This is a genomic window from Gordonia zhaorongruii, from assembly GCF_007559005.1.
Lineage (GTDB): Bacteria > Actinomycetota > Actinomycetes > Mycobacteriales > Mycobacteriaceae > Gordonia > Gordonia zhaorongruii.
In genome coordinates this window covers 1,707,795-1,732,328 of the sequence record NZ_CP041763.1, presented here as the reverse complement: position 1 = coordinate 1,732,328, position 24,534 = coordinate 1,707,795, and the positions used below count along the sequence as shown (strand labels likewise).

Annotated in this window: 18 protein-coding genes; 8 read left to right on the top strand and 10 right to left on the bottom strand. The window is 67.1% G+C overall.

The features are described 5' to 3' along the window. Positions 1 to 3: 3 nt before the first annotated feature. Genes FO044_RS08020 through FO044_RS07995 form a run of 6 tightly spaced genes read right to left on the bottom strand, consistent with a single transcriptional unit; the run spans position 4 to position 6,255 of the window. Positions 4 to 924: a 3-methyladenine DNA glycosylase gene (locus FO044_RS08020; RefSeq protein WP_132994191.1), complete on the bottom strand. Its 921-nt coding sequence runs from the start codon at positions 922 to 924 to the stop codon at positions 4 to 6. Continuing rightward, positions 924 to 2,000, bottom strand: coding sequence for a hemolysin family protein (locus FO044_RS08015; protein ID WP_132994192.1), 1,077 nt, complete (start codon positions 1,998 to 2,000; stop codon positions 924 to 926). Before FO044_RS08015 ends, FO044_RS08020 begins: the two co-directional genes overlap by 1 nt. Further along, on the bottom strand, positions 1,993 to 3,375 hold the full coding sequence (locus tag FO044_RS08010; RefSeq protein ID WP_132994193.1) for a hemolysin family protein: 1,383 nt from the start codon (positions 3,373 to 3,375) through the stop codon (positions 1,993 to 1,995). The genes FO044_RS08015 and FO044_RS08010 overlap by 8 nt, the downstream gene beginning before the upstream one ends. Before the next feature lie 9 nt (positions 3,376 to 3,384). Continuing rightward, positions 3,385 to 4,821 (bottom strand): GMP reductase, encoded by a 1,437-nt coding sequence (gene guaB1, locus FO044_RS08005; RefSeq protein ID WP_132994194.1) that lies wholly within the window; start codon positions 4,819 to 4,821, stop codon positions 3,385 to 3,387. Positions 4,822 to 4,870: 49 nt separating this feature from the next. Further along, positions 4,871 to 5,806, bottom strand: a complete 936-nt coding sequence (locus FO044_RS08000; protein ID WP_132994195.1) for a M56 family metallopeptidase — start codon at positions 5,804 to 5,806, stop codon at positions 4,871 to 4,873. A 56-nt stretch (positions 5,807 to 5,862) separates the two neighbouring features. Beyond that, on the bottom strand, positions 5,863 to 6,255 hold the full coding sequence (locus FO044_RS07995) for a BlaI/MecI/CopY family transcriptional regulator (protein ID WP_132994196.1): 393 nt from the start codon (positions 6,253 to 6,255) through the stop codon (positions 5,863 to 5,865). Between the two features lie 292 nt (positions 6,256 to 6,547). On the opposite strand from FO044_RS07995, the gene FO044_RS07990 reads away from it, so the two are divergent. Further along, on the top strand, positions 6,548 to 6,988 hold the full coding sequence (locus FO044_RS07990) for a PaaI family thioesterase (protein WP_132994197.1): 441 nt from the start codon (positions 6,548 to 6,550) through the stop codon (positions 6,986 to 6,988). A 145-nt stretch (positions 6,989 to 7,133) separates the two neighbouring features. Then, entirely contained in the window at positions 7,134 to 8,852 is a 1,719-nt protein-coding gene (locus FO044_RS07985) for a BCCT family transporter (RefSeq protein WP_132994198.1), read from the top strand. Positions 8,853 to 9,103: 251 nt separating this feature from the next. On the opposite strand, the gene FO044_RS07980 is transcribed toward FO044_RS07985, so the two are convergent. Together FO044_RS07980 and FO044_RS07975 are read right to left on the bottom strand one after the other, a co-directional pair. Next, positions 9,104 to 10,531 carry an NAD(P)/FAD-dependent oxidoreductase gene (locus tag FO044_RS07980; RefSeq protein ID WP_132994199.1) on the bottom strand — a complete coding sequence of 476 codons (1,428 nt, stop codon included), beginning with the start codon at positions 10,529 to 10,531 and terminating at the stop codon, positions 9,104 to 9,106. Between the two features lie 64 nt (positions 10,532 to 10,595). Beyond that, the gene (locus FO044_RS07975; RefSeq protein WP_132994200.1) at positions 10,596 to 11,213 is read right to left on the bottom strand and encodes a GNAT family N-acetyltransferase; all 618 of its coding nucleotides are present in this window, start codon (positions 11,211 to 11,213) and stop codon (positions 10,596 to 10,598) included. A gap of 59 nt (positions 11,214 to 11,272) precedes the next feature. On the opposite strand from FO044_RS07975, the gene FO044_RS07970 reads away from it, so the two are divergent. The 4 genes from FO044_RS07970 (at position 11,273) to recD (ending at position 20,360) form a co-directional block, all read left to right on the top strand. Beyond that, positions 11,273 to 11,722: an acyl-CoA thioesterase gene (locus FO044_RS07970; protein ID WP_235831549.1), complete on the top strand. Its 450-nt coding sequence runs from the start codon at positions 11,273 to 11,275 to the stop codon at positions 11,720 to 11,722. A 69-nt stretch (positions 11,723 to 11,791) separates the two neighbouring features. Further along, a complete protein-coding gene (recC, locus tag FO044_RS07965; RefSeq protein ID WP_132994201.1) occupies positions 11,792 to 15,142 on the top strand; it encodes an exodeoxyribonuclease V subunit gamma in 3,351 nt (1,116 codons plus the stop codon). Next, positions 15,139 to 18,510 carry a UvrD-helicase domain-containing protein gene (locus tag FO044_RS07960; RefSeq protein WP_132994202.1) on the top strand — a complete coding sequence of 1,124 codons (3,372 nt, stop codon included), beginning with the start codon at positions 15,139 to 15,141 and terminating at the stop codon, positions 18,508 to 18,510. Before recC ends, FO044_RS07960 begins: the two co-directional genes overlap by 4 nt. Continuing rightward, positions 18,507 to 20,360, top strand: coding sequence for an exodeoxyribonuclease V subunit alpha (gene recD / locus FO044_RS07955; protein WP_143965468.1), 1,854 nt, complete (start codon positions 18,507 to 18,509; stop codon positions 20,358 to 20,360). The genes FO044_RS07960 and recD overlap by 4 nt, the downstream gene beginning before the upstream one ends. 55 nt (positions 20,361 to 20,415) lie before the next feature. Here the strand turns inward: recD and FO044_RS07950 are convergent, their stop codons facing one another. After that, positions 20,416 to 21,171, bottom strand: a complete 756-nt coding sequence (locus FO044_RS07950; RefSeq protein WP_235831550.1) for a PIG-L family deacetylase — start codon at positions 21,169 to 21,171, stop codon at positions 20,416 to 20,418. Positions 21,172 to 21,313: 142 nt separating this feature from the next. Here FO044_RS07950 and htpG point away from each other — a divergent pair, with 142 nt between their 5' ends. Both htpG and FO044_RS07940 read left to right on the top strand, forming a co-directional pair. Continuing rightward, complete coding sequence (gene htpG, locus FO044_RS07945) at positions 21,314 to 23,185, top strand: molecular chaperone HtpG (RefSeq protein WP_235831571.1); 1,872 nt, start codon at positions 21,314 to 21,316, stop codon at positions 23,183 to 23,185. 5 nt (positions 23,186 to 23,190) lie between these two features. Beyond that, entirely contained in the window at positions 23,191 to 23,655 is a 465-nt protein-coding gene (locus tag FO044_RS07940; RefSeq protein ID WP_132994205.1) for a nitroreductase family deazaflavin-dependent oxidoreductase, read from the top strand. Positions 23,656 to 23,674: 19 nt separating this feature from the next. Here FO044_RS07940 and FO044_RS07935 read toward each other — a convergent pair whose 3' ends face one another. Then, positions 23,675 to 24,520, bottom strand: coding sequence for a crotonase/enoyl-CoA hydratase family protein (locus tag FO044_RS07935; RefSeq protein WP_132994391.1), 846 nt, complete (start codon positions 24,518 to 24,520; stop codon positions 23,675 to 23,677). Positions 24,521 to 24,534: the final 14 nt, after the last annotated feature.

The following is a 24,534-nucleotide window of genomic DNA, read 5'->3' as shown; positions in this document are numbered from 1 at the left end:
CGGTCACGAGCCGTCGGGCCGGGCGGCGGACAGCAGTGATCGGCACGTTTCGAGCATCGCCTCGCGGAGACTGCTCCCACGGTCGGCGAGCGCCGTCTGCGCCTCGATGTACTCCGCACGGCCGTGCGGAGTCTCGATGGGGACGGGGGTGTACGGACGACCGTCCATGTCGAGGACTCCGGACAGGTCGTAGGGGCCGGCTCGCATGTCGAGTTCGCGTGCGCGGAGCGCGGTCTCGAAGCAGTCGGCGAGCAGCGACGAGCTGATCAACGGGGATAAGCGGAGTCCGTACCGGTAGAGGTCCATCGTCGCGTGCAGGCAACCCGGTTGCTCGTTCGCGGTGGCGGTGTCGTGGGTCAGCTCGGTGGCGTTGCGCGGTCGAGCGGGCTCGGTGAAGAAGCGGAACGCGTCGAAGTGTGTGCACCGCAGCCCGGACCTCTCCACGACCTCGTCGGTGCCCGCCGCACCCAACCGCAGCGGATGAGGGTGTCGTGTCTCGTCGGAGCGGTAGACCATCGCCCACTCGTGCAACCCGAAGCACCCGAGGAGCGGGCGCCGCGAGCGGATCGCCGTGGAGATGTCGATGACTGCGCCGATCGTCCCGAGCCGGGAGTTCAGGAAATCCCGGCCGACGGTCGCGCTGCCGTCGTCGCCTGCCTCGTAGCCGCGGAAATCCGCGTACTCCGGTGCGTCGAGGAGCGTCGTGCCGTAGCCCGGATGCCACCGGGTGAGCTGGGACGGGCGAGTCGAGTAATACGTGAACAGGAAGTCGATGACCGGGTGGGTCGCGCCTGAGCGCCGGTCGTTCAAGTAGGGGCCGATTAGAGTGTCGATGCGCGCGCGGTGATCCGCTGCTCGTGCCGACCACTCGTCGCGGCGCAGCCCGGTCCGAATCGGATCCGCCCGCGTCGGATCCGTCGCCATCAGATTCTGTTCGTCGCGTCGCGGACGTTGCCGACGAATGCCTCGGCGAGGTCGGCCAGTGCGATCATCCCGACTGTGGTTCCCGACGAGTTGACCACCACGCCCAGGTGCGCACTGGCGCGCTGCAGCTGAGTGGCGGCCTCGTCCAGCGGCACCGCGGCGCCGATCACCGGCAGCGGCCGGATCTTGTCGACCGCAACGAGAGAGTCCGAGTCGGTGTCATCGTCGAAAACGTCGTCGAGAACATCCTTGAGATGCAGGTACCCGATGTACGAACCGTCGAGACCGCGAACGGGGAACCGGGAGTAGCCGGTGTCACGAACGGCGTCCTCCACGTCGCCCAGACGAGGGCCGAGTCCGCCGGTCGCCGGATCGGGTCGTACGCGCACGGTCTTCACGTCGGCGAGCGGGATCATCGCCTCGTCCACGGTGCGCTGGACGGTCTCCAACGCTCGTGTCAGGCGCTCGTGCTCGCCCGCGTCCAGCAGGCCGAGTTCACGGGACTCGCCGATCATCTGGGCGAGCTCGGTCTCGGTGACCGTGGTCGCCAGTTCGTCCTTGGGCTCCACTCGCATCAGGCGAAGGGAGCCGTTGGCGAGTGCGTTGTAGATCCAGATGAGCGGTTTCGTGATGCGAAGGAACACCAGATGCGGAGGAATGACCAGCATGGCCACTCGCTCGGGGCCGGCGAGCGAGATGTTCTTGGGCACCATCTCTCCGACGAGGATGTGCAGGACCACCACGATCATCAGCGCCAGGGCGAAGGCGATCGGATGCAGCAGACCCTCGGGCATGTTCACCAGGTCGAGGGGCCTCTCGATCAAGTGCGCGATCGCGGGCTCGCCGACCCGGCCGAGCAGGATGGAGCAGATCGTGATGCCCAACTGACAACCGGCCAGCATCATCGACAGGTGCTCAGATGCCCGGATCACGGTGCGGGCCCGCTTCTTCCCGGACTCCTCGAGAGCGACGAGTCGGTCGCGGCGGGCTGCGATCATCGAGAACTCGGCCGCGACGAAGAAGGCGTTCGCGGCGAGCAGGAGCACGGTCAGCAGAACTGCGCCTAAGTCACCCATCGTTCTCACCCCGATCCTCGCTGCCCGCGTCGACGGATGTGAGCCACACCTGATCGACGCGCCTTTGCTCCATGCGGACGACGGTGCCGCGCCACTGCTGGATCCTGCTCTGCCCGTCCTCGTCGGAGACTGATTCCCGCTCCGGAAGGTCGACGACGTCGCCCACCGCCGGAATCCGTCCGAGCCGGAACATCACGAGCCCGCCGAGCGTCTCGTAGGCGCCCTCCGGCGCTCGATAGCCGATCGCGTCGTTCACCTCGTCGAGCCGAAGGAGTCCGGCGCACCGGAAGCCGTTGCCGACACGGACCACTTCGGACTCCTCGTGATCGTGTTCGTCTGTCACATTGCCGAGGATCTCCTCGATGAGGTCCTCAGAGGTGACGATTCCCGCGGTGCCGCCGTACTCGTCGGCGACGACGCATACCTCGAGTCCGTCGGAGGAGACCCGGTCCATCAGCGCATCGCCGTCGAGGGTGGCAGGCACCCGGCTGACCGGACGCACGAGTGATCGCACCGAGGTGCCGGACTGCGCCTTCGCCTGCACCGTGAACGCCTGCTTGATGTGCACCACGCCGAGCAGATTGTCGAGATCGCCGTCCGGGGCGACCAGGAACCGCGAGTGACCGGTACGCGACGAGGCGGCGATCAGGTCGCGGACGGTGTCGCCGGGCTCGAGGCTCTCGACCCGGACTCGCGGGGTCATCAGGTCCTCGGCCGAGAGGTCGCCGAAACGGAGGGACCGCTGCACCAGTTGTGCGGTGTCGGCGTCGAGTTCACCGTGCAGTGCCGAGTTCTGCACCAGCGCCGACAGTTCCGCAGTCGATCGCGCGGATTGGAGCTCTTCGGTCGGCTCCACCCCGAGTCGTCGGACGAGTCTGTTGGCGGTGCCGTTGAGGCCGTTGATCGCGTACTTGAAGATCCGCGAGAAGACCATCATGGGGGCCGCGGTGAACCTGGCGGTGGCGAGCGGCTCGGCGATCGCGAGGTTCTTAGGGATCAATTCGCCGAGGACCATCGACAACGACGTCGCGATGATCAGGGCGAGCGCCAACGAGATGCCGTCGGCGAGGGAGCCCTCGATGCCGATCGCCTCGAGGACCGGGTTGATCAGTCGGGCCAGTACCGGTTCGGCGATGTAACCGGTGATGAGTGTGGTGATCGTGATGCCGAGCTGCGCCGCAGACAGCTGGAACGACAGTGTGCGATGCGCTCGGTCGACCGCTTTGGCCCGTCGGTCGCCGCGACGCGCGACGTCGTCCGAGATGGTCGACCGTTCGAGAGCGGTCAGCGAGAACTCGCCGGCGACGAACAGCGCAGTGCCCAGAGTCAATGCCAGGAAGCCGATCAGGCTCCCGACGATGATGAGGATGTCCACCGGAGTCGGTCACCAGCCCCCGGGAAGCGGACGGCCCTCGGCGAACCCGGCTGCCGACTGGACTCCGAGGACCACTTTCTCGTGCAGTTCGGGCAGCGAGGTGGCTCCGGTGTACGTCGCGGTGGAGCGCACGCCGGAGCAGATGTGGTCGATGAGGTCTTCGACGCCCGGATGCTCGGCGTCGATGCGGATGCGCGACGACGAGATGCCTTCTTCGAAGAGCGCCTTGCGGGCACGGTCGTAGGCGCTGTCGGCGGCCGAGCGAGCGGCGACGGCACGCTTGGACGCCATGCCGAAGCTCACCTTGTACTCGCCACCTCCGTCGGTGTGCAGGTCGCCGGGCGATTCGTAGGTGCCGGCGAACCACGATCCGACCATGGCGTTCGACGCTCCGGCCGCGATGGCCAGTGCGACGTCGCGCGGATGCCGGATACCGCCGTCCGCCCATACCGACGCACCGCGCTCGCGTGCGGCGTCGGCGCACTCGACGACTGCGGAGAACTGGGGCCGGCCGACGCCGGTCATCATCCGGGTGGTGCACATGGCGCCGGGACCGACACCCACCTTGACGATCGATGCGCCGGCCTCGATGAGGTCGATGGCGCCCTGCGCCGAGACCACGTTGCCCGCAGCGATGGGCACGCCGAGGTCGGCACCGGCGACCGCCGAGAGGGACGAGAGCATCTTCTCCTGGTGGCCGTGCGCGGTGTCGACGACGAGCAGGTCGGCACCGGCATCGACGAGCGCACGCGCCGTGCCGACCACGTCGCCGTTGATGCCGACGGCAGCCGCGATTCGCAGGCGGCCCCGATCATCGGTGTTGGGCCGGTAGATACCCGAGCGCAGCGCGCCGGTCCGGGTCAGCACGCCGACCAGTGAACCGTCGGTCTCGACGAGGACGGCGAGTTCGGCGCTGGCGTCGGTGAGCTTCTCGAAGACCGCCCTAGGGTCGGTGTCGACCGGCAGCGTGACCGGGATCGAGACCATGTTCTCCCGTACCGCGGCGAACATGTCGACATCGTGACCGGACGTGTTGCGCGGAACCAGACCGATCGGACGTCCGTCCTCGACGACGACGGCCGCCCCGTGCGCGCGTTTCGGAATGAGTGCTTGGGCGTGTCCCATCAGATCGTCCGGACCGAGCGTGACCGGCGTGTCCGCCACCAGGTGGCGGCTCTTCACGAAGCTGATCGTCTCGGTGGCGGCGTTGAGCGGAACGTCCTGCGGGAGGACCACCAGCCCGCCGCGCCGCGCGACGGTCTCCGCCATCCGCTTCCCGGCGATCGCGGTCATGTTCGCGACCACCAGCGGGATGGTGGTGCCGGTTCCGTCGTCAGTGCTCAGGTCGACGTCGAAGCGCGAGGTGGCAGCTGAGCGATTAGGGACGATGAACAGATCGTCATAGGTCAGGTCGTGGTCAGGATCGTGCCCGTCCAGGAATCGCACGGAGCGCCTTTCGGTCGTGAAGAAGTCGGTCGTGAAGAAGGAGGTCGGGTCAAGCGTGTGAGAGGAGCCGGTTCAACTCGGTGAGCCACGGAATGGCGACCGCCAGAGTCGGCACCACGAGGATCGCCACCGCCATTGTGTACGCCGTCGCAGAGATCAGCGGCACCGGGCGGAGGTAGGAGAGCCGGCGGACGCGGATCAGAGTCGTCGGGCCGCCGACAGCCATGGCCCCGCGAGGTGCCGTGGCGTCGGCACAGGCCACGAGGGCGCGCCCGACCGTGGTCGGTGCAGTGGCGCGGGCGGCCTGGTCGTCGGCGAGCGCCTCGGCGAGCAGCTCGACGGAGCCGAGCGCGGAACGGGACCGGACGAAACGGGGGAACGCGGCGTGGAGTGCGATGAAGGCTTCGAGGACGAGGTCGTGCCGGGCACGCAGATGTGCCCGCTCGTGCTCGATGACCGCGGAGAGTTCGTCGTGGTCGAGGCGGCTCAGCACACCTTCACTGAGTACGACGCGCCTGCGCAGGCCGGGGAGACAGTAGGCGAGGGGAGCGGTGACATCGAGGATCCGGATGTCGCGACCATCCCGGTGCATGTCGACGCGGTCGACGAGGTCGATCATGCTCCGATGCACGTTCCGCCGGGCGCGAGTGCGGTAGCCCACGCGGACGATCGCGTACATCAGTCGGGCTCCCACCACGAGAGTGAGAGCGAAGATCACCACGTAGACGCTCCACGTGAACCACCCGAGTCGGCTGATCTCGTCGACCGGGTTGGTAGTGGGAGCGCCGTCGGCTCCAGGGGCGAGGAGGTTCGCCGCGATCGCGAGTCCGGTGCTGAATGCGGAGAGAACGGCGGCGAGTGCCACCGCCTGCCACAGCGTCATCGCAGCTCGTGGCGCATACATCGGCCAGGTGGCGCGGGATAGCGCCTGCGGGATGGGGCCGACCAGAGCGATGGTGAGGATGCCGAACAGCAGTGCGGTCATCGGCGTTCCTCCGGTCGTGCGGGCGAGCGGCCGCTCACCCCGGGGCGGTGTCGACTCTAGTGTTTCGCGGTGCGGGACGACTCGAGCTCGTCGAGGGCCTCGCGCAGGGCAGCGACTTCGTCGGCGTCGACCTGTTCGACGAAGGAGACCAGCGCGGCATGGCGCGCTCCGGAGGCTTCCGCGCCCTTCAGAGCATCCACCATCAGGCTGGCGACAAGGTCTTCGCGAGGACGGGCCGCAGCGTATCGGTGGGCCCGGTCGTCACGGAGCTGGTTGACGAGATCCTTCTTGGTGAGGCGCTGCAGAACGGTCATGACCGTCGTGTAGGCGAGGGACCGTGTCCGGGAGAGCTCAGCATGAACCTGGCGCACCGTCTGCGGCGTCGCCGACGACCACAGCGTGTCCATCACGGCTCGTTCGAGCTCACCCAATCCGTTCATCTTCTTCATTCTACGACGGCTCCCTTCGAAGTTCTCACATGCCCGACCAGTCGCCTTGCTCACTCAGTCGATCCACTCTCTAGCTGAACGTGTCGGAGGCCCGGATAGTTCCGAGCGCCCGGCCGCCGCGCCCGGGCCGGCAACCATTTGACACCAAAGTAAGGCTAGCCTACATTCTGTGGTGGGTCGCGTGAGTGTCCTGAGGGCTGCAGAGACCCCCGATCCGTGACAGTGACCCCCGTGTTCGAGCCGAACACGGGGGTCACTGTTATCTGATGGGTGCCAATGGCATCGTGCAGGTATGACGAATGACCGTGAGCAGGATCTGAAAAAGGCAGTCGGACTCGACGCACACCTCGGGTTCGAGATCGAAGAAGTGTCGGGGGACGGGATCCGCGGTGGTCTCACCATCACGGAGAATCACCACCAGCCTTTCGGCATCGTGCACGGCGGCGTCTATTGCGCACTGGCTGAGAGTGCAGCGAGTGTCAGCGGATTCTGCTGGTTGCAGGAGAAGCGACTCGGCGGAACGGCGGTCGGCGTCAACAATTCGACGGACTTTCTGCGTTCGGTGCCGCAGGGGCGGATCTTGGTGACGACCACGCCGGTTCACCGAGGCCGACGGCAGCAGCTCTGGCAGGTGGATATGGCCGATGACCAGGGGAGACTCCTCGCCCAATCTCGGGTTCGGCTGCAGAACATCGAACTCCCGGCAGGCGCTGACGGGTCGTCGACACCGTAACGAGACATTGCAATTGCACGCATGCCGCGTTTGCCCGCATCACCACGGTGTTAATGTCGGAACGCTGATTCATCGGACATGACGTCCACGCAGAACCTCGGGGGTTCCCAAGGGATTCCGGTGGTTCCTACGCTGAAGGAGCCCAGTGTCAATATCTAGTCGACCCCGGAAAGCGCCGGGCCGCGATTGGGTCGTATTCTCCATCACCGCGCTGATCTCGATCGCTTTCGTGGTGTGGGGATTTCTTGATCAGTCGACCCTTTCGACGGTGTCGGCGAGCGCCAAGGACGGCGTCATCAAGAACCTCGGATGGCTGTTCGTCTTCGCATCCACCGGGTTCGTGATCTTCGTGCTATGGCTGGCCGCGAGCAAGTACGGGCGGATTCCCCTCGGAGCTGACGGCGAGAAGCCGGAGTTCCGGACGCACTCGTGGATCGCGATGATGTTCAGCGCCGGTATGGGCATCGGACTGATGTTCTTCGGCGTGGCGGAGCCGCTGACGTACTACGTCTCGCCGCCACCGGGGACCGCCGATCCGGAGACTGTCGAAGCGTTCCAGACCGCCATGGCGACCACCATGTTCCATTGGGGTCTGCACCCGTGGGCGATCTACGCGGTCGTCGGCCTGGCCATCGGTTACGGAATGTACCGAAAGGGTCGCTCACAGTTGCTCTCGGCAGCGTTCACCTCGCTGTTCGGGGACCGGGCGAACGGTCCTCTGGGTAAGGTCATCGACATTCTGGCGATCTTCGCGACGCTGTTCGGTACCGCTGCGTCCCTGGGCCTGGGCGCTCTCCAGATCGGTGACGGACTGGAGTTCGCAGGCTGGGTCGGCACCGTCGGCACCCCGGTCCTGGTCACGATCATCGTCGTCCTCACGTTCTGCTTCATTCTGTCGGCGGTGTCCGGCGTGGCGCGCGGCATCCAATGGCTTTCGAACATCAACATGGTGCTGGCTCTGGTGCTCGCTGTGTTCGTGTTCGTCGTCGGACCCACGCTCCTGATCCTCAATCTGCTGCCGAGCGCCCTCGGCGACTACATCCAGCAGTTCGTCGGGATGAGTAAGCGGACAGACGCCGACGGTGACGCCGCCCTGGCGGAGTGGCTGTCGACCTGGACGATCTTCTACTGGGCCTGGTGGATCTCCTGGACCCCGTTCGTCGGTCTCTTCATCGCGCGGATCAGCAGGGGTCGCACCATCCGTCAGTTCGTGAGCGGTGTCCTGCTGGCGCCGACCATCGTGAGCCTCGTGTGGTTCTGCGTGTTCGGTGGAGCGGCGATCAACCGGCAGCACGAGTTCGGTGACCTTGCGACCGGTGGCGAGGTCGAGTCGACCGGTGCGCTGTTCGCATTGCTCGACACCATGCCGTGGGCCGGGATCACCGCGGTGATCGTGATGGCGCTGGTAGGGATCTTCTTCGTCTCGGGTGCGGATGCCGCATCGATCGTGATGGGGTCGCTGTCCGAACGCGGCGCCCACGAGCCGAGACGGTTGACAGTGGTCTTCTGGGGCGCGCTCACCGGCGCGGTCGCGGCGGTGATGCTCGTCATCGGCGGTGGCGGTGACAAGGCGCTCACCGGGTTGCAGAATCTCACGATCCTGGCGTCGGTGCCGTTCGTGATCGTGATGCTCATGCTCTGCGTGGCGTTGTACCGTGACCTGCGTACGGACCGAATGGTCCTGGTCGAGGATCGCAGCTCGGAGCTGGTCGAGCGTGCGGTGGTGATCGGTGAGGACAAGCACGGAGATCACTTCGATCTGGTGACTCGCGAATCCGCGCCGGATCCGGTGACGCCATCGGACGTCATGGAGGAAGACCGTCCAGACGGCGAATGGACGGACACTCCGACGAAGATGGAGTGATGCCGTGAGCGGGTGAGCAACTCGACGGAGAAGGCTCGGGTCCGATCGGACCCGAGCCTTCTCCGTGCGATCGGCAGGCTACTCGCTGATCGGGGGCCGGCCGGCATGTGAGCTCGGTTTCGACTCGCTGCGCTCGCTCAACCGGCGAGGGACTTCAGTCGGCCGCCCACAGGAGGCCCGCAACAGCGAGGGATGCGTCTCGATCAGCGAGCGACGTCGCGCAACGCTCGCTCAATCGCGGGCGCGCACGATCAGGCCGAACCCTTCCGCTCTTCCAGGCTGCGCTTGACCTCGGCGCGTTCCTCATCGGCGAGTCGCAGTCGCTGGAGATACGCCAGTTCGCTCAGCGCGGTGCGGGCGTAGACCTGCTGCTCGGTGACTGCCAACTGGCTGCGCCCACGAGTGCTGAACGCGAAGAACCAGTTGACGAAGGTGTTCAGCCTGTTGCGGAAACCCACCAGGTACACCAGGTGCAGTGCCAGCCAGCCCAGCCAGGCGAAGTAACCCTCGGTCTCGAATTTCTTCTTGGTGCCGGGGATCGGCACCTGCATCACGGCGCTGAACCGTGAGACCGTGGCCATCGAACCCTTGTCGAAGTAGCTGAACGGCTTGCGTTCGTCGGGTGTCTGGCCCTTCATCTCGGCCTTGATCGCGTCGGCGGCGTAGCGGCCGCCCTGGATCGCACCCTGAGCCACGCCGGGGACGCCGTCGACGAACATCATGTCGCCGACGACGAAGACGTTCGAATGTCCCGGGATCGTGAGGTCCGGCTGCACCTTCACCCGACCGGCGCGGTCGAGTTCGGTCTCTGACTGCTCGGCGAGGATCTTGCCAAGCGAACTCGCCTGGACGCCGGCCGACCACACCTTGCACTGGCTTTCGATGCGGCGCTCGGTCCCGTCCTTGTCCTTCACCGTGAGGCTGTCGTAGTCGATGTCCGTGACCATCGCGCCGAGCTGAACCTCGACGCCGAGCTCCTCGAGGCGCGCCTTGGCCTTGTGTCCGAGCTTCTCGCCGAACGGGGGCAGCACTGCGGGTGCGGCGTCGATCAGGATGACGCGTGCCTTCGTCGGATCGATGTTCCGGAACGCGCCCTTGAGAGTCTTATCGCTCATCTCGGCGATCTGGCCCGCCATCTCCACTCCCGTGGGACCGGCACCGACGACGACGAAGGTCAGGAGTTTCTCCTGCTCTGCCGGGTCGTTCGAGAGCTCGGCCTGCTCGAAGGCGCCGAGGATGCGGCCACGCAGCTCGAGAGCGTGATCGATCGTCTTCATGCCGGGGGCGTACTCGGCGAAATGGTCGTTGCCGAAGTACGACTGGTCGGCTCCCGCCGCGACGATCAGGTCGTCGTACGGCGTCTCGGTGATGCGCTCGAGTAGCTGCGACCGGACGATCCGTTCCTTCAGGTCGATGTCGAATACCTCGCCGAGGATGACGTGCGAGTTGCGCTGCTTACGGAGCACCACGCGGGTCGCGGGGGCGATCTCTCCCTCGGCGACGATGCCGGTGGCGACCTGGTACAGCATCGGCTGGAACAGGTGGTGGGTGGTCTTGGCGATCAGCGTCACGTCGACGTTGGCCTTCTTGAGGCGCTGCGCCGCGAACAGGCCGCCGAATCCCGAGCCGATGATGACGACCCGTCGGCGCCGCATGGGATCGGTGGCAATTTCGCTCATCGGTTGTCTCCAGAGTCGTCGATGCTGAGTGTTGCGCTTGCGTTACAACGGTAATACCCGGCGATCAGGCCGGCATCCCGGTGGTGCTGGTCGGCCGTCGATGCCGGCCGGCGGGTGGCCGCACTGCGCGGCGGCCGCGGGCCGCAGCCCACTGCTCGTGGAGAATCTCGTACTCGACGTCGTGCTCATCGTCATGACCGGACAGCTGGCGGGCGGACAGGCCTGCGGGCGACAATCGCATCCCGAGTTTGCGCATCACCGCCTGGGACGAGTTGTGGTCGCTGTGCGTGCTGGCGAAGATTCGCTCGGTGTCGGTTGACAGGAAGGTGACGGCGATCAGTGCGCCCGCAGCCTCAGCGGCCAGGCCGTGTCCCCAGACGCGCTGATCGAAGCGGTAGCTGAGCTCGAGTTCACGGACTGTGCTGTGGCGCGGAAGGCGCAGTTGAACCCAGCCGATGAAGTCCCCTCCACGCCGCAGGCGGGCAGTCCACATACCAGTCCCGTGAGTGCGGAACTGCGTCTGGGAACGCGGTACCACCCATTCTGCGATGGTGTCGCGGGCGGTCGGCCGACCACCGTTGACGAACCGCATCACATTCGGATCGGAGTCGAGTTCGTGCAGGCTGTCGACGTCTGCGGGCGTCACGGGACGCAGTCGCAGACGCTGGGTGTCGATGGCCACGTCCGGCAGTCTATCGACGCGCGTCCGCTGGTGTCGCAGGCGGGCGATATGGTCATCGCGTGTCGGATACAGAGAGCGCCGCAGTGCCGGAACCGTTCGTCGTCGAGGTCGCGATGCGGTGGGGTGATCAGGACATGCTCGGGCACGTGAACAACGTGCAGATCGCCCGGATCCTCGAGGAGTCCCGGGTCCGCACGATGCAGGCGTGGTTCGGCGACCATCCGCCGTTCGCCTTCGTGCTGGCGCGTCAGGAGATCGAGTTCACGTCGATCCTGCACTACAGCGAGGACCCGACCCGGGTGCAGATATGGGTTCCGCGCATCGGGAACAGCTCGTTCGACTACGGCTACCGCCTGTTCGCACCGACCGGCGAGCTCGCAGCGCTCGGTGAGACGACGGTGACCGCTCTCGATCTGAAGACCGGACAGCCGTTGCCGCTTCCCGATTCGGTGAGGGTCGCCCTGGCCGAGCGCTCGGGTGACGAGGTGCCGCTGCGTCGCAGGCGCTGAACCACGGAGGTGCTGCTGAACCACATAGACACTGCTGAACCACGTAGACGCTAGGGGAGAGGTGCGGCGATGCTGACGGTCCACAGAGCAGAACGTGCCGACACGCTCGTCGGTGTGCTCGCCGACGTCCTCGCGACGCCACTAGCCGACCCGATGCGCTCGGAGATCGTCGCCGTCCCGGAACGCGGCGTGGAGCGCTGGCTGCGCCAGCAACTGTCGTTGCGTCTCGGCGTCGCTGCGAACATCGATTTCGATTCGCCCGCGGCACTGCTCCGCCAGATCACCGTCGCGCTCGCCGACGACCCGGAAGCCACGGACAGTTGGTACGGCGATCGTTTGAGGTGGCCGGTTCTGCGAGTTCTCGATGCGAATGTGCACGATCCGCGGCTCGGAGTGCTCGCAGCGCATCTGGGCGTCACGTCCGACGACCCAGAGCCCACCGAACTGCGTCGCGGACGCCGGTACTCGACGGCGTCGACCATCGCACGGCTGTTCGCGGCCTACGGCTGGCAGCGTCCGGCGATGATCGCCGACTGGGCCGCCGGACTCGACACCGACGGTGCCGGAAATCAGCTCGCCGACCATTTGCAATGGCAGCCGTGGTTCTGGCGGCTGGTGCGCGAGGAGGTCGGCCATCCGCACCCGGCCGAAGGACTCGAGCAACTCGCCGCGCGAGTGCGGGCGGACCCGGACCTGGTTGACCTCCCGGATCGGCTCGCACTGTTCGGCCCCACCCGCATCCCGCAGACACTCCAGACCGTTCTCGGAGCACTGAGCGCTGAACGGGAGGTCTCGCTCTACCTGCCGCACCCTTCAGATGCGCTGTGGCGAACCATCTCTGATCGCGGTAGCCAGCCGCGACGTCGACGCTCGGAGCGCGACGCAGTGGTTCCTCGGCACCCGTTGCTCGCCGCGCTGTCCCGGGACGTGCAGGAGCTGCAGGAGGTTCTCGAACCGTCGATCGATGCGGTCATCTACCACCCCGACACGACGGCAGAGGTGTCCACCGTGCTTGGTGCATTGCACGAGGGTCAGCGGCGGGACAGCCTCGACACTGCCGGACTGCCGGCTGACACATCTGTGGAGGTGCATGCCTGTCACGGTCCGGAGCGGCAGGTAGAGGTACTCCGCGACCGGCTGCTCCATCTGTTCGACGCCGATCCGACGCTCGAGCCGCGCGATGTGCTGATCATGTGTCCCGATGTCGAGGCCTACGCCCCGCTCATCCGCGGCGCCTTCGGGCAGACCGGGATGCACCACCCCGCGTACTCGCTGCGTGTACGTCTTGCGGACCGTGGAATCCGGGAGTCGAACGCGGTTCTCGACGTGGTGGCGCGAGTGCTGGACCTGGCGGCAGGACGGGTACGGGCGGGCGAGCTCCTCGATCTCGCGTCGTCATCGCCGGTGCGGACTCGGTTCGGTTTCACCGACGACGATCTGGACAACCTCGCCGGGTGGATCCAGCGATCGGGGATCCGGTGGGGTGTGGATACGGCGCAACGTGCCCGATTCGGTCTGGCCGGCTTTCCGCAGGGCACGCTCGCCACCGGACTGGACCGCATGCTGCTGGGCGTGGTCGCGGAGGAGGCCGAGAACGAATGGCTGGCGACCGCGTTGCCACTGGCGGGGATCGACTCCACGGATACCGATCTGGCAGGACGCTTCGCCGAGTTCGCCGACCGTCTGTCGTCCCTGATCGAGGCGGCGATCGGCGAGTGCACCACCACCGAGTGGGCCGACCTGCTCATCGGCGCGGTCGACGGTCTCACCGACGTCGACGACGAGACCGAGTGGCAGCGTGCGCAGGCGGTCGGCCTGCTCACCGATGCGCTCGCCGGCTCCGATGAAGGCCGCGAACTGCGGCTCGAACTCGCCGACGTCCGGGACCTGATCAGTGGGATCCTGGTGGCACGGCCGACACGGTCGAACTTCTGCACAGGAGAGCTGACCGTGTGCTCGATGGTTCCGATGCGCTCGGTGCCGCATCGCGCGATCGTGATTCTCGGCATGGATACGGGCGCGTATCCCAGAGCGTCGTCGCTCGACGGCGACGACGCCCTTGCAGTGGCTCCGATGGTGGGCGAGCGAGCAGTTCGCGACGAGGATCGGCAGATCTTCCTCGATGCCGTCACCGCCGCGAAGGATCACCTGTTCGTGTTCTACTCAGGGGCCGATCCGCTGACTGGAGCGGTGAAGCCTCCTGCCGTGGTGGTGAGCGAACTGGTCGACGCCGTAGACGTGATCATCGGTCACTCCGGCCCAGACGAATCGCCCATCGTCCGGCGGCACACGCTGCACGCGTTCGACGAGCGGAATTTCCGGTCGGACGCCGCGGGCGGTGTCGGACCGTTCAGCTACGACCAGTCCCTGCTCTCCGGCGCCCGCGCGCTGAGCGCGCTGCGGCGCTCGGATGTGCCCGCGGCCGCTCTCCCGCGCGTCGCCGACGCCGATCTGCCGGCGCCGGAACGCGGCGACGTCGACTTGGACGAACTCATTCGCTTCCTGACTGCGCCGGTCGAGGGATTCGCACGTCAACGGCTCGGGATCGGGCTGCCGGACGACGTCGACGAGCACCCGGATCAGCTCGCCGTCTCGCTGGACGGCCTGGAGCAGTGGGGCGTGGGCAACAGATATCTGCAGGCACTGCTCGATGGACGCGACCCGCAGGCGGCGCAGGGGGCCGAACTGCGACGCGGCACCCTGCCGCCGTTCGCGTTCGGTACCAAGACTTTCGGACCGATTCGGGAGAAGGCGCAGGCCATCGCGACCGCGGCGGCCGGTTACCGATCGGACTCGTCCGACGCCGTCGACGTTCGCGTGGAACTACCCGGTGGGCGCCGCCTGTACGGCACCGTCGGGGACGTGTTCGACCGGCGGCTGGTTCCGGTGTCCTATTCACGGTTGGGCGCCAAACAGCGAATCGCCGCCTGGATCAGACTGCTGGCCATGGCCGCGGGATCGGCCCGGTCGGTGCCGGAGGCCGTCGTCGTCGGCAGCGGAGGCAGCCGCCCGTCGGCGAGGATGAGCCGGCTCACCGCGCCGGATGACGCTGCGGAGACGCTGGCGTTACTCGTCGCCATTCGGGACGCCGGACTGAGCGCCCCGATCGGACTGACTCTCGATGCAGCGGAGGCCGCCGCATCGGAACTGGACCGCAGCGGAAACGGACGGCGGGCGATGCAGCGGGCGCGACGTGCCTACAGCGGGTCGTACGGCGACAAGAACCGCTACGCCGGATTGGTGTTCCACGGCGACCCGTTGATCGACGTCTCCTTCGATGAGCTGTCGTGCGCCCAACCGGAGCAGGCGGCTTTCGCCGGTCTCGCGCAGGCACTACCCGGCGACGACTCGACTCCCATGTTCGCGCGTCTGGCGGCGGCCGTGTTCGGGCCGCTCCTTCGGAACGAGGAGGCGCAATGACCGACACCGCCGATCGCACATTCGACCTTCGGGATCCACTGCCGACCGGCACAACGGTTCTCGAAGCCAGTGCGGGTACCGGTAAGACGTACGCGATCGTCTCGCTGGCAGTCCGGTACATCGCCGAAGGCGTGCCGGTGTCGCGACTGCTCATGGCGACCTTCTCCAATGCGGCGTCGGCCGAGTTGCGTGATCGGACGAGGTCCCGGATCACGGAGTGCCTGTCCGCTCTCGACGAAAACGAGGGAGAGGCCCGCGAGGCTGACGTCCTGATCGGCTGGATCGTCGACGCGCCGCCCGACACCGTGGAGCGGCGTCGCGCGCGTCTCGTCGCGGCGCTGTCGGATTTCGATGCGGCGACGATGGCCACGACTCACACGTTCTGCAACCGAATGCTCGCGGCTCTGGGGTTCCTCGGGGAGCGCGAACAGCAGTACCCGATCGTGGAGGACGTCGACGACATCGTCGCCGAGATCGCACGGGACGCGTACGTCGCCCGATTCGCCGGCGACCCGGATGCAGCACCGGAGTTCGCCGAGGCTCTCGGTATCGCGACGGGCGCGGTGCGGAACGCGAACGCGATCCTGGCCCCCGAACGGGACGACGAGCGCAGCGACGATTCCGATCTGCGCGTTCGGATGGCGACGCACATCCGGCAGCAGACCCAGCGCCGCAAGCGCGCGGCGCGCCTGCGAACGTACGACGATCTCCAGAACACCTTGTTCCGGATCGTCACCGACCCGGACATCGGCGACGCGGCCTGCCTGCGGATCCGCGACCAGTTCTCAGTGGTCCTGATCGACGAGTTCCAGGACACTGATCCGCAGCAATGGGAGATCGTCCGGCGGTGCTTCCACGGCGGGGTGCCCCTCATCCTGGTCGGCGACCCGAAGCAGTCGATCTACGCATTCCGGGGCGCAGAGGTGCTGAGCTACCTCAATGCGGTCCAGACGGCGCAGGACCGCCGCCTGCTGACGGTGAACCGACGGTCCGACGAAGCAGTGGTGAACGGACTCGGAGTGCTGTTCGCGGGCGCGACCTTCGGCCATGACGAGATCGCGTACCACCCGGTCGGGGCACACCACGGCGGCACCCGGATCCACGGTGCGCCTGCGGTGCGCATCCGCGGGTTCACGAAGAACGACTTCTCGGCTTTCACCAGGGACGGCACGTCGCCCCTGGTAGGCGGGGTGCGTGATCGGGTGATCGACGATGTGGCAGCGGATGTCGCCGCACTGCTCGCCTCGGAAGTCACCGTGGACGTCGACGGGGTCACCCGCCGCGTGCAGCCGGGTGACATCGCCGTCCTGTTACGTGCCAATCGGACGATCGAGCCGCTGCAGAAGGCCTTTACCGAACGCGGCGTCGCGTCGGTGGTCACCTCCGGAACGTCGGTCTTCGCGACCGATGCGGCGCGCCACTGGTGGCACGTTCTGACCGCCATCGACCAACCGTCCCGGCAGCCACGCGTGCGTCTCGCAGCTCTCTCACCACTGGTCGGTCATACCGCCGAGAAACTGGAGACGCAGGGGGACACCGGTGTCGGGACATTGGCGGGGCAGTTCGCCGAACTCGGACGTGTGTTCGCCGAAGGCGGGTTCGCGGCGATGTCGTCGCGCTTGTTCGACGAGTTCGAGACCGCTCGCCGGCTACTCGGGTCAGCGCGCGGTGAACGACTCCTGACGGACGTACGGCAGGTGGCCGACGTCTGCAACCGGTACGCCGCCGAGAGCGGGGCGGGCCTCACGTCGATCACCGAATGGCTGGGCGAGCAGATCGGTGAGCGGTCGTCCTGGTCGGGTCGAGGAGACGCCACGCGGCGGCTCGACCGGGACACCGCCGCGGTGCAGGTGATGACCGTGCACGCCAGCAAGGGCCTCGAGTTTCCGATCGTCTACGTGCCGTTCGGGTGGGACGGCGCGTCCCACCCCAATCCGTCGACGTTCGTCTTCCACGAGGACGACGGGCGACGGTATCTGGACGTCGGAGGCAAGTCGGCGCGCGGTTACCACCGACGCGATGCTCGGTCCCGGCGTGAGGCGGCGGGGGAGGATCTCCGTCTGATGTACGTGGCGGCCACCCGGGCGCGCTCGCAGGTCGTGCTCTGGTGGGCGCCGAGCACCACGACGGCGCGCGGTGCACTGCACCGCCTCCTTTTCACAGCCGCGGACCGGACGGCAGCTGCGGCGACGAACATGGTGGCGCCGATTCCGGATACGGTTCCGATCCCCGCCGAGGACATCGACTGCGTGGGCGTCCTTCGCGACGTCGCGGCGCGCAGCGACTCGATCTCAGTGGAACCCGCTGGCAGGCACCCGCACACGCGTGCACCACGTTCGGCGCAGAGCGGCACCGCCGTACCGGAACTCGAGGTCGCACGGTTCACCCGGCGGATCGACGACGGATGGCGCCGGACGTCGTACTCGGCGATCGTCGCAGCCGCGCATGCGGCCGCTCACGCTGTCTCGGTGACGCATAGTGCAGACGTGATCCGGACGGGCAGCGAACCGGATGAGGTGGAGCGGTCGGACGAACCATCGGATATCCCGGATCCGACCGCCGGTTCGGGTGACGCGGGCGAGGGACGGCCGTCCCCGATGAACGGATTGCCGTTCGGTGCGGCATTCGGGACCCTCGTGCACGAGGTCCTCGAGCACGTCGACACGTCGGCCACCGACATCGATGCGCATGTCGCACGCCTCTCCGCCGAGGGAGCCGCAGGACGTGGAGTCGCCATCGATGTGCCGACGCTGAGTGCCGCGTTGGTCAAGGTTCTGACCACTCCGCTGGGATTCGGTGACCTGTGGAGTGTGCGCCCGTCGGATCGGCTCGCCGAGCTGGACTTCGAGCTGCCGCTGTCCGCGAACGGAGGCGGGTTCGGGCTCGATGCTGTCGGCGCCCTGCTCGCCGAGCATCTTCCGTCCGACGACCCGCTGGCCCCGTACGCCGAGTCGGTGCGCACGGTCTCGGACGAGAAGTTTCGCGGATTCCTCACGGGCAGCATCGATTCCGTGCTGCGAACGCCGGACCGACGATTCGTCGTCGTCGATTACAAGACGAACCGGTTGCGTCCCGGCGAGCTGACCGTCGAGGACTTCGGTCGGGAGGCGATGGCCGCGGAGATGATGAGCTCGCACTATCCGTTGCAGGCGCTGCTGTATTCGGTTGCGCTGCATCGCTATCTGTCGTTGCGATTGCCGGAGTACCGCCCCGAGCAGCACCTCGGTCCGGTTCAGTATCACTTCGTGCGCGGCATGGCAGGTCCGGGAACTCCGGCCGGGTGCGGGGTGTTCGAGTGGCAGCTTCCCGCGGGTCTCGTCGTCGACATGAGTGATCTGCTCGCCGGATCGGAAGGAAGGGCACGATGATCGTCGAATCCGAGTCCGGAGCGCTCGCACCGTTCAACGACGCCGGCATCCTGCAGGCCGCCGACGTCCACGTCGCCCGGCGAATCGCCGCGCTGTCGGGCGCCGATGTGAACGACGACGTCCTGCTCGCCACGGCCCTCGCCGTGCGTGCCGTGCGGACCGGATCGACGTGCGTGCAGCTCGACGCCATCGCAGGCACGGTCGCCGACCGCCGCTCCGACGCAGACGGTGATCAGCCGGAGGACCTTCCGTGGCCACCCGTCGACCGTGTGGACCGCGCGCTGCGCGAATCGGCGCTCATCACCGGCTGCCCGTCCGGTCCGCTGAAGCCGTTGGCGCTTGCAGACTCCGCGGACGGTCCGCTGCTGTACCTGCGCAAGTACTTCCGCCAGGAGCAGAGCATCCGCGCCATTCTCGACGAACGGTCGCAGACGCGGCCGGTGGTCGATGCGGACTCGTTGTCCAGTGCGCTCGACGAGGCCTTCGACTCGGCGGACGGCGACGCCTACGACCGGCAGCGTGCGGCCGCGGCGCTGGCGGCCACCAGTTGGACCACCGTGCTCGCCGGCGGGCCAGGGACGGGTAAGACCTACACGGTGGCGCGCGTCCTGGCGGTCATGGAGACGCTGCTCGGCGAGGACGTCCGAATCGGACTCTGCGCCCCGACCGGTCGGGCGGCGGCGCAGTTGCAGACGTCCATCGGCGACTACAGCCGTACGCGACATCGCCTGCGCAGCGACCCGACAGCGGTGACGGTGCACCGGCTCCTTGGCTCGCGACCGGATGGGACGTTCGTGCGCGGCGCGGGCAACCGCCTCCCGTACGACGTGGTGGTGGTCGATGAGACCTCCATGCTGCCGGTCACCATGATGTGCAGGCTCCTCGAGTCGCTGCGCCGGGACACCCGACTCATCCTCGTGGGTGATCCTCACCAGCTGGTGTCGGTGGAAGCGGGTGCGGTACTCGCCGATCTGGTGGAGCGCGACCCCGACGGAACCGATTCGGCGGAGCTCTCCGACGCTTTCGCGGCAGCGGCAGCGCTCGCCGACGCCGACTTCGGCGATGCCGAACTATCGGCGCTGACGGGAGGCGTCGTCACTCTGCGCCGCGGTCACCGGTACGGCGATCGGATCGGCGAGGTGGCCGAGGCGGTGAACCAGGGCGACGCCGACCGGGTGCTGGAGCTCATCGGCGACGGAACCGACACGGATGGTCCGGTCACGCTCGTCGATCCGGAGGATCTCGACGGAGTCCGCGGCACCGTCGTCGACTGGGCCGGGCACCTGAGAGGCGCCGCAGAAGCGGGTGACGACCGGACAGCGGTCGCGGCGCTGCGCACCCATCGTGTGCTGTGCGCTCACCGGGCGGGGAGGTTCGGGGTCGCCGGTTGGTCACGCCGGATCACCGGATGGATCAGCGAGGATCTCGGTCTGGACGCTCACGGTTCGGCCTGGTATCCGGGCGAGCCGCTGCTGGTCACGGCCAACGATCGCGCGCAGGGTGTCTACAACGGCGACTCGGGCGTCGTCGTCCGGGGAGAAGGCGCCTCGTTGGCCGCGGTGTTCGAGCGCGGAGACGACATCAAGACACTTCATCCGAGCCAGCTGGCCGACGTGGTGCCGGTGTACGCGATGACCATTCACCGGAGCCAGGGCAGTCAGTTCACTGAGGTGACGGTGGTGCTGCCGCCGGCCGATGCCGAACTCCTGACGCGGGAACTCCTGTACACGGCCATCACGCGGGCCGAGAAGCGCGTCCGGATCGTGGGCACCGCGGATGCACTGCGGGCAGCGGTGGGCCGTCGGGTCGCACGGGCGAGCGGGCTCCGTTCGCGCCTCACCGAGGTGTGACTGCCGGAATCAGAACAGGCGGAATCGGAACAGGCGGAATCGGAACAGGCCTGAATCAGAACAGATCGACCCCGCCGGGCACCAGATCCCGACGCAGATACGACTCCCACCCGAGGAAGCGGTGCTGCGGCTCGTAGGGCAGCGCCGAGAACTCACGCATCGAGGAGCTGCGCTGCATCTCGGTGGCGTGCGCTGTGATCGCGCGGATCTTCGCGCCCATCTGGGCGGTCACATCGACCGTGATGTGCAGATCGGCGTCGGGTGTGCCCGCCGTCGGAAGGTGCGATCGCTCGGCGAGATGCGGACGGAGCAGGTCGAGAAGGCTCGTCGGAATGGTGATGAAGTACAGGGACTCGACCTGCCAGGGAGCGCCGAGATCGGGCCGGTAATGGGGGAGCGCGGCAGCGTCGGCCGCTGCGCAGGTGAGGCGATTCACGTGGATGTGGTCGGGGTGCCCGTAGATTCCGAAGGGGTCGTAGGTGACGGCGACGTCGGGACGGAGGCGTCGGACCTGCTCGACGAGGATCGCCACCTGCTCGTCGAATGGTGCATCCAGGAGCGAGGTCGCGCCCGGAGCGGATTCGGGCACGAAGCTGTCGGCGTAGCCGAGGGCGATCGGCTCCCGCGGAAGCCCGAGTGCCCGGGCGGCTTCGCTCAGTTCGGTGTGTCGCGGGGTGCCTGCCGCCCACGTCCACGTGATCAGGTCGCAGTCGCCGCCGCGGGCAGTGTGCGCCGCGATGGTGCCACCGGTCCACAGCGACTCGTCATCGGGGTGCGCGTGGACGAACAGGGCCCTCGGGATGGCGGACACACCGGTAAGAGTACGCGTAGGTCCGTCGGTAAACTGGTCGGCGCCGACCGGCGTCAGGGTCCCGGTCGGGAATGAAAGGAGTACCGCGTTGTCGTCACAGGTGCACGAGTTCCAGGCGGAGGCCCGCCAGTTGCTCGACTTGATGGTCCATTCGATCTATTCGAACAAGGACAGCTTTCTGCGAGAGATCGTGTCGAACGCCTCGGATGCGCTCGACAAGCTTCGTATCGAAGGCCTCAGGGACAAGGATCTCGACGCGGACATCTCCGATCTGCACATCCGGTTCACACCCGATTCGAAGTCGCGGACGCTCACCGTCGCCGACAACGGCATCGGCATGTCGCGCGATGAGGTGATCGACCTGATCGGCACGGTCGCGAAGTCGGGTACCGCCGAGGTGCGCCGCAAACTGGCAGAAGCCGACGAGGCGACGGCAGAGGACCTGATCGGGCAGTTCGGCATCGGCTTCTACTCGACGTTCATGGTCGCCGAGAAGGTCACTCTCGTCACGCGGAAGGCCGGCGAGAGCGTCGGTACCCGCTGGGAGTCGACCGGTGACGGCACGTACACCGTCGACGACGTCGCCGACGCACCACAGGGCACCTCGATCACCTTGGCGCTCAAGGACGCCGACGAGGACGACGCAGTCCACGATTACGCCGACCCGGCAGTGCTGCGGTCGCTGGTGAAGCGGTACTCGGACTTCATCGCCTGGCCGATCCGGATGCTCGGTGCCGCACCCGAGCCGGAGGAGCCTGCCGACGGTGAGGAGGCGGCCGAACCCGCCGCTCCGACCGACGAGGTCCTGAATTCGCAGCGTGCCCTCTGGTCGAAGTCGAAGTCGGAGGTCAGCGACGAGGAGTACGCGGAGTTCTACCGCCACATCTCGCACGCCTGGGATGAGCCGCTGGAGACCATCTCCCTGCATGCCGAGGGCACGTTCGAGTACCAGGCGCTGCTGTTCCTTCCGACGCAGGCGCCCTTCGATCTGTTCATGCGGGAGAAGTCCGCGGGAATCCATCTGTACGTCAAGCGCGTCCTGATCATGGAGGACTGCGCGGAACTCATGCCGGAGTACCTGCGTTTCGTGCAGGGCGTCGTGGACGCATCCGACCTCTCGCTCAACGTCTCCCGGGAGATCCTTCAGCAGGATCGTCAGATCCGTGCGATCCGTCGCCGGCTCGTGAAGAAGGTCGTCTCGACAATTCAGGAACTGGCGGACAAGCGGCCCGACGATTACCGCACTTTCTGGGACAACTTCGGCCGCGTCTTCAAGGAAGGCCTCGTCAACGATTCGGATAACGCGCAGGCGATCCTCAAGGCGTCGATGTTCGCGTCGACGCACAGCGAGACCGAGCCGACCCGCCTGGCCGATTACGTGACGCGCATGGCCGAAGGCCAGGACGTCATCTACTACATGACCGGCGAGTCACGAGAGCAGATCCTGGGCAGCCCGCACCTGGAGGCGTTCCGGGCGAAGGGCATCGAGGTTCTGCTGCTGACCGACCCGGTAGACGAGGTATGGGTCGGTGCGGTCCCCGAGTTCGACGGTAAGAAGCTGGTGTCCATCGCGAAGGGCGTCGTCGATCTGGACGGCGACGATGCCGAATCGGCCGACGAGGAGCGCGATGCCGCATTCGCTCCGCTCTTGGAGTGGATGGGCGAGACGCTGAGCGACGACGTGACCGAGGTGCGCACCACCTCGCGCCTGACGGACTCGGCCGCGTGTCTGGTCGGTGACGAGTTCTCGATGACCCCGCAACTCGAGAAGCTGTACCGGGCGTCGGGCCAGCCGGTCCCGCACAGCAAGCGGACCCTCGAACTGAATCCGGATCACCCTCTGGTGATGAAGCTGCGTGATTCCTTCGGTGCGGCCGACGACGACCACTCGAGGCTGGAATCGACGGCGTCGCTCGTCTACGCGAGTGCGGTACTCGCCGAGGGCGGCGACCTCCAGGACCCGGCGAAGATCGCGAAGCTCATCGCTGCGCAGCTCACTGAATCTCTGAGCTGACGCACGTGGGAATTCTGACGCGGCTGGCGATCTGGATCGGGTCGTTCGCCTGGCTGCCGCCGCATCTGCCGAAGATCGTGAAGGTGGATGCGCTTCTGCAGCGGTGCAGTGGCGGTCGCATCGACATGCTCACGATCGCCGGCCTGCCCGGTGTGACGATGACGGTCGTCGGACGCCGGAGCGGCGCCGCGCGCACCACGACGGTGCTCGCGGCGCCGGACGGCGACGACTGGATTGTCGCGGGATCCCACTTCGGCGGTCCGAAGTCGCCCGCGTGGGTGTTCAACGTCCGCGATGCGGAGACGGTCGACGTGCGGGGAGTCAAGGGGCCGATGGTGCCGGTCGAGCTCGACGGTGATGCGAGAGCCATTGCCTGGCAACGGCTTCTCGACGTGTGGCCCAACTTCAGGCTCTACGAGGAGCGCACCGACCGCGTCATCCCGGTGTTCCGGCTGAGCCCTGCCCTGTAGGTGGCTGAGTAACCGAGCGTCACTCGCCCTTGAACTCGGGCTTGCGCTTCTCGAAGACCGCGGCCATCGCCTCGCCGAGGTCGTTGCTCGGCAGGAAGGCTGAGTTCCAGGCCGCGACATAGCGGAGACTGTCGTCGACGGCGGAGCGGCGCGAGTGGTCGAGGACGTCCATGACGCCCTGAACGACGAGCGGCGGGTTGGCAGCGATGTCGGCGGCCGTCGCGCGGGCAGCCGCGAGCGCGGCTTCCTGGTCGTCGTGCACGTCGTTCACGAGGCCGATCCTCTCGGCGCGTGCGGCGTCGATGTCCTTGCCGGTGAGGGCAAGTTCGCGGGTGTGTCCGTCACCGATGATCCGGGGGAGGCGCGCCAGGCTGCCCATGTCGGCGACGATGGCCACCCGGACCTCGCGGACACTGAACTTCGCATCGGCACTGGCGACACGGATATCGGCTGCGGTGATTAGATCGACTCCGCCGCCGATGCACCAACCGGAGATCGCGGCGACGACCGGCTTGCGGCAGTCGGCGACTGCGTTGATGCCAGCCTGCATGCGCTTGATCATGGTGTGGAACGTGGTCCGCGGTCCGGCCTTCGCATCCGGTGCGAGGACGGGGCCGAAGTCGCCGGACATGGCGGGCAGGTCGAGACCGTAGGAGAAGTGCTTACCCGATCCGGCGATCACGACGGCCCGGACGTCGGGGTCGGCGTCGAATCCCTCGAAGATGGGGACCAGTTCGGACCAGAAGTCTGGACCCATCGCGTTGCCTTTACCAGGGCCGATCAGCGTCACCTCCGCGACGTGGTCGGCGACGGTGATGTCGAATGCACGGTACTGGTCGCTGTTGCGGTAATCGGGTGTCGTCACGTCTTCGCTCACAA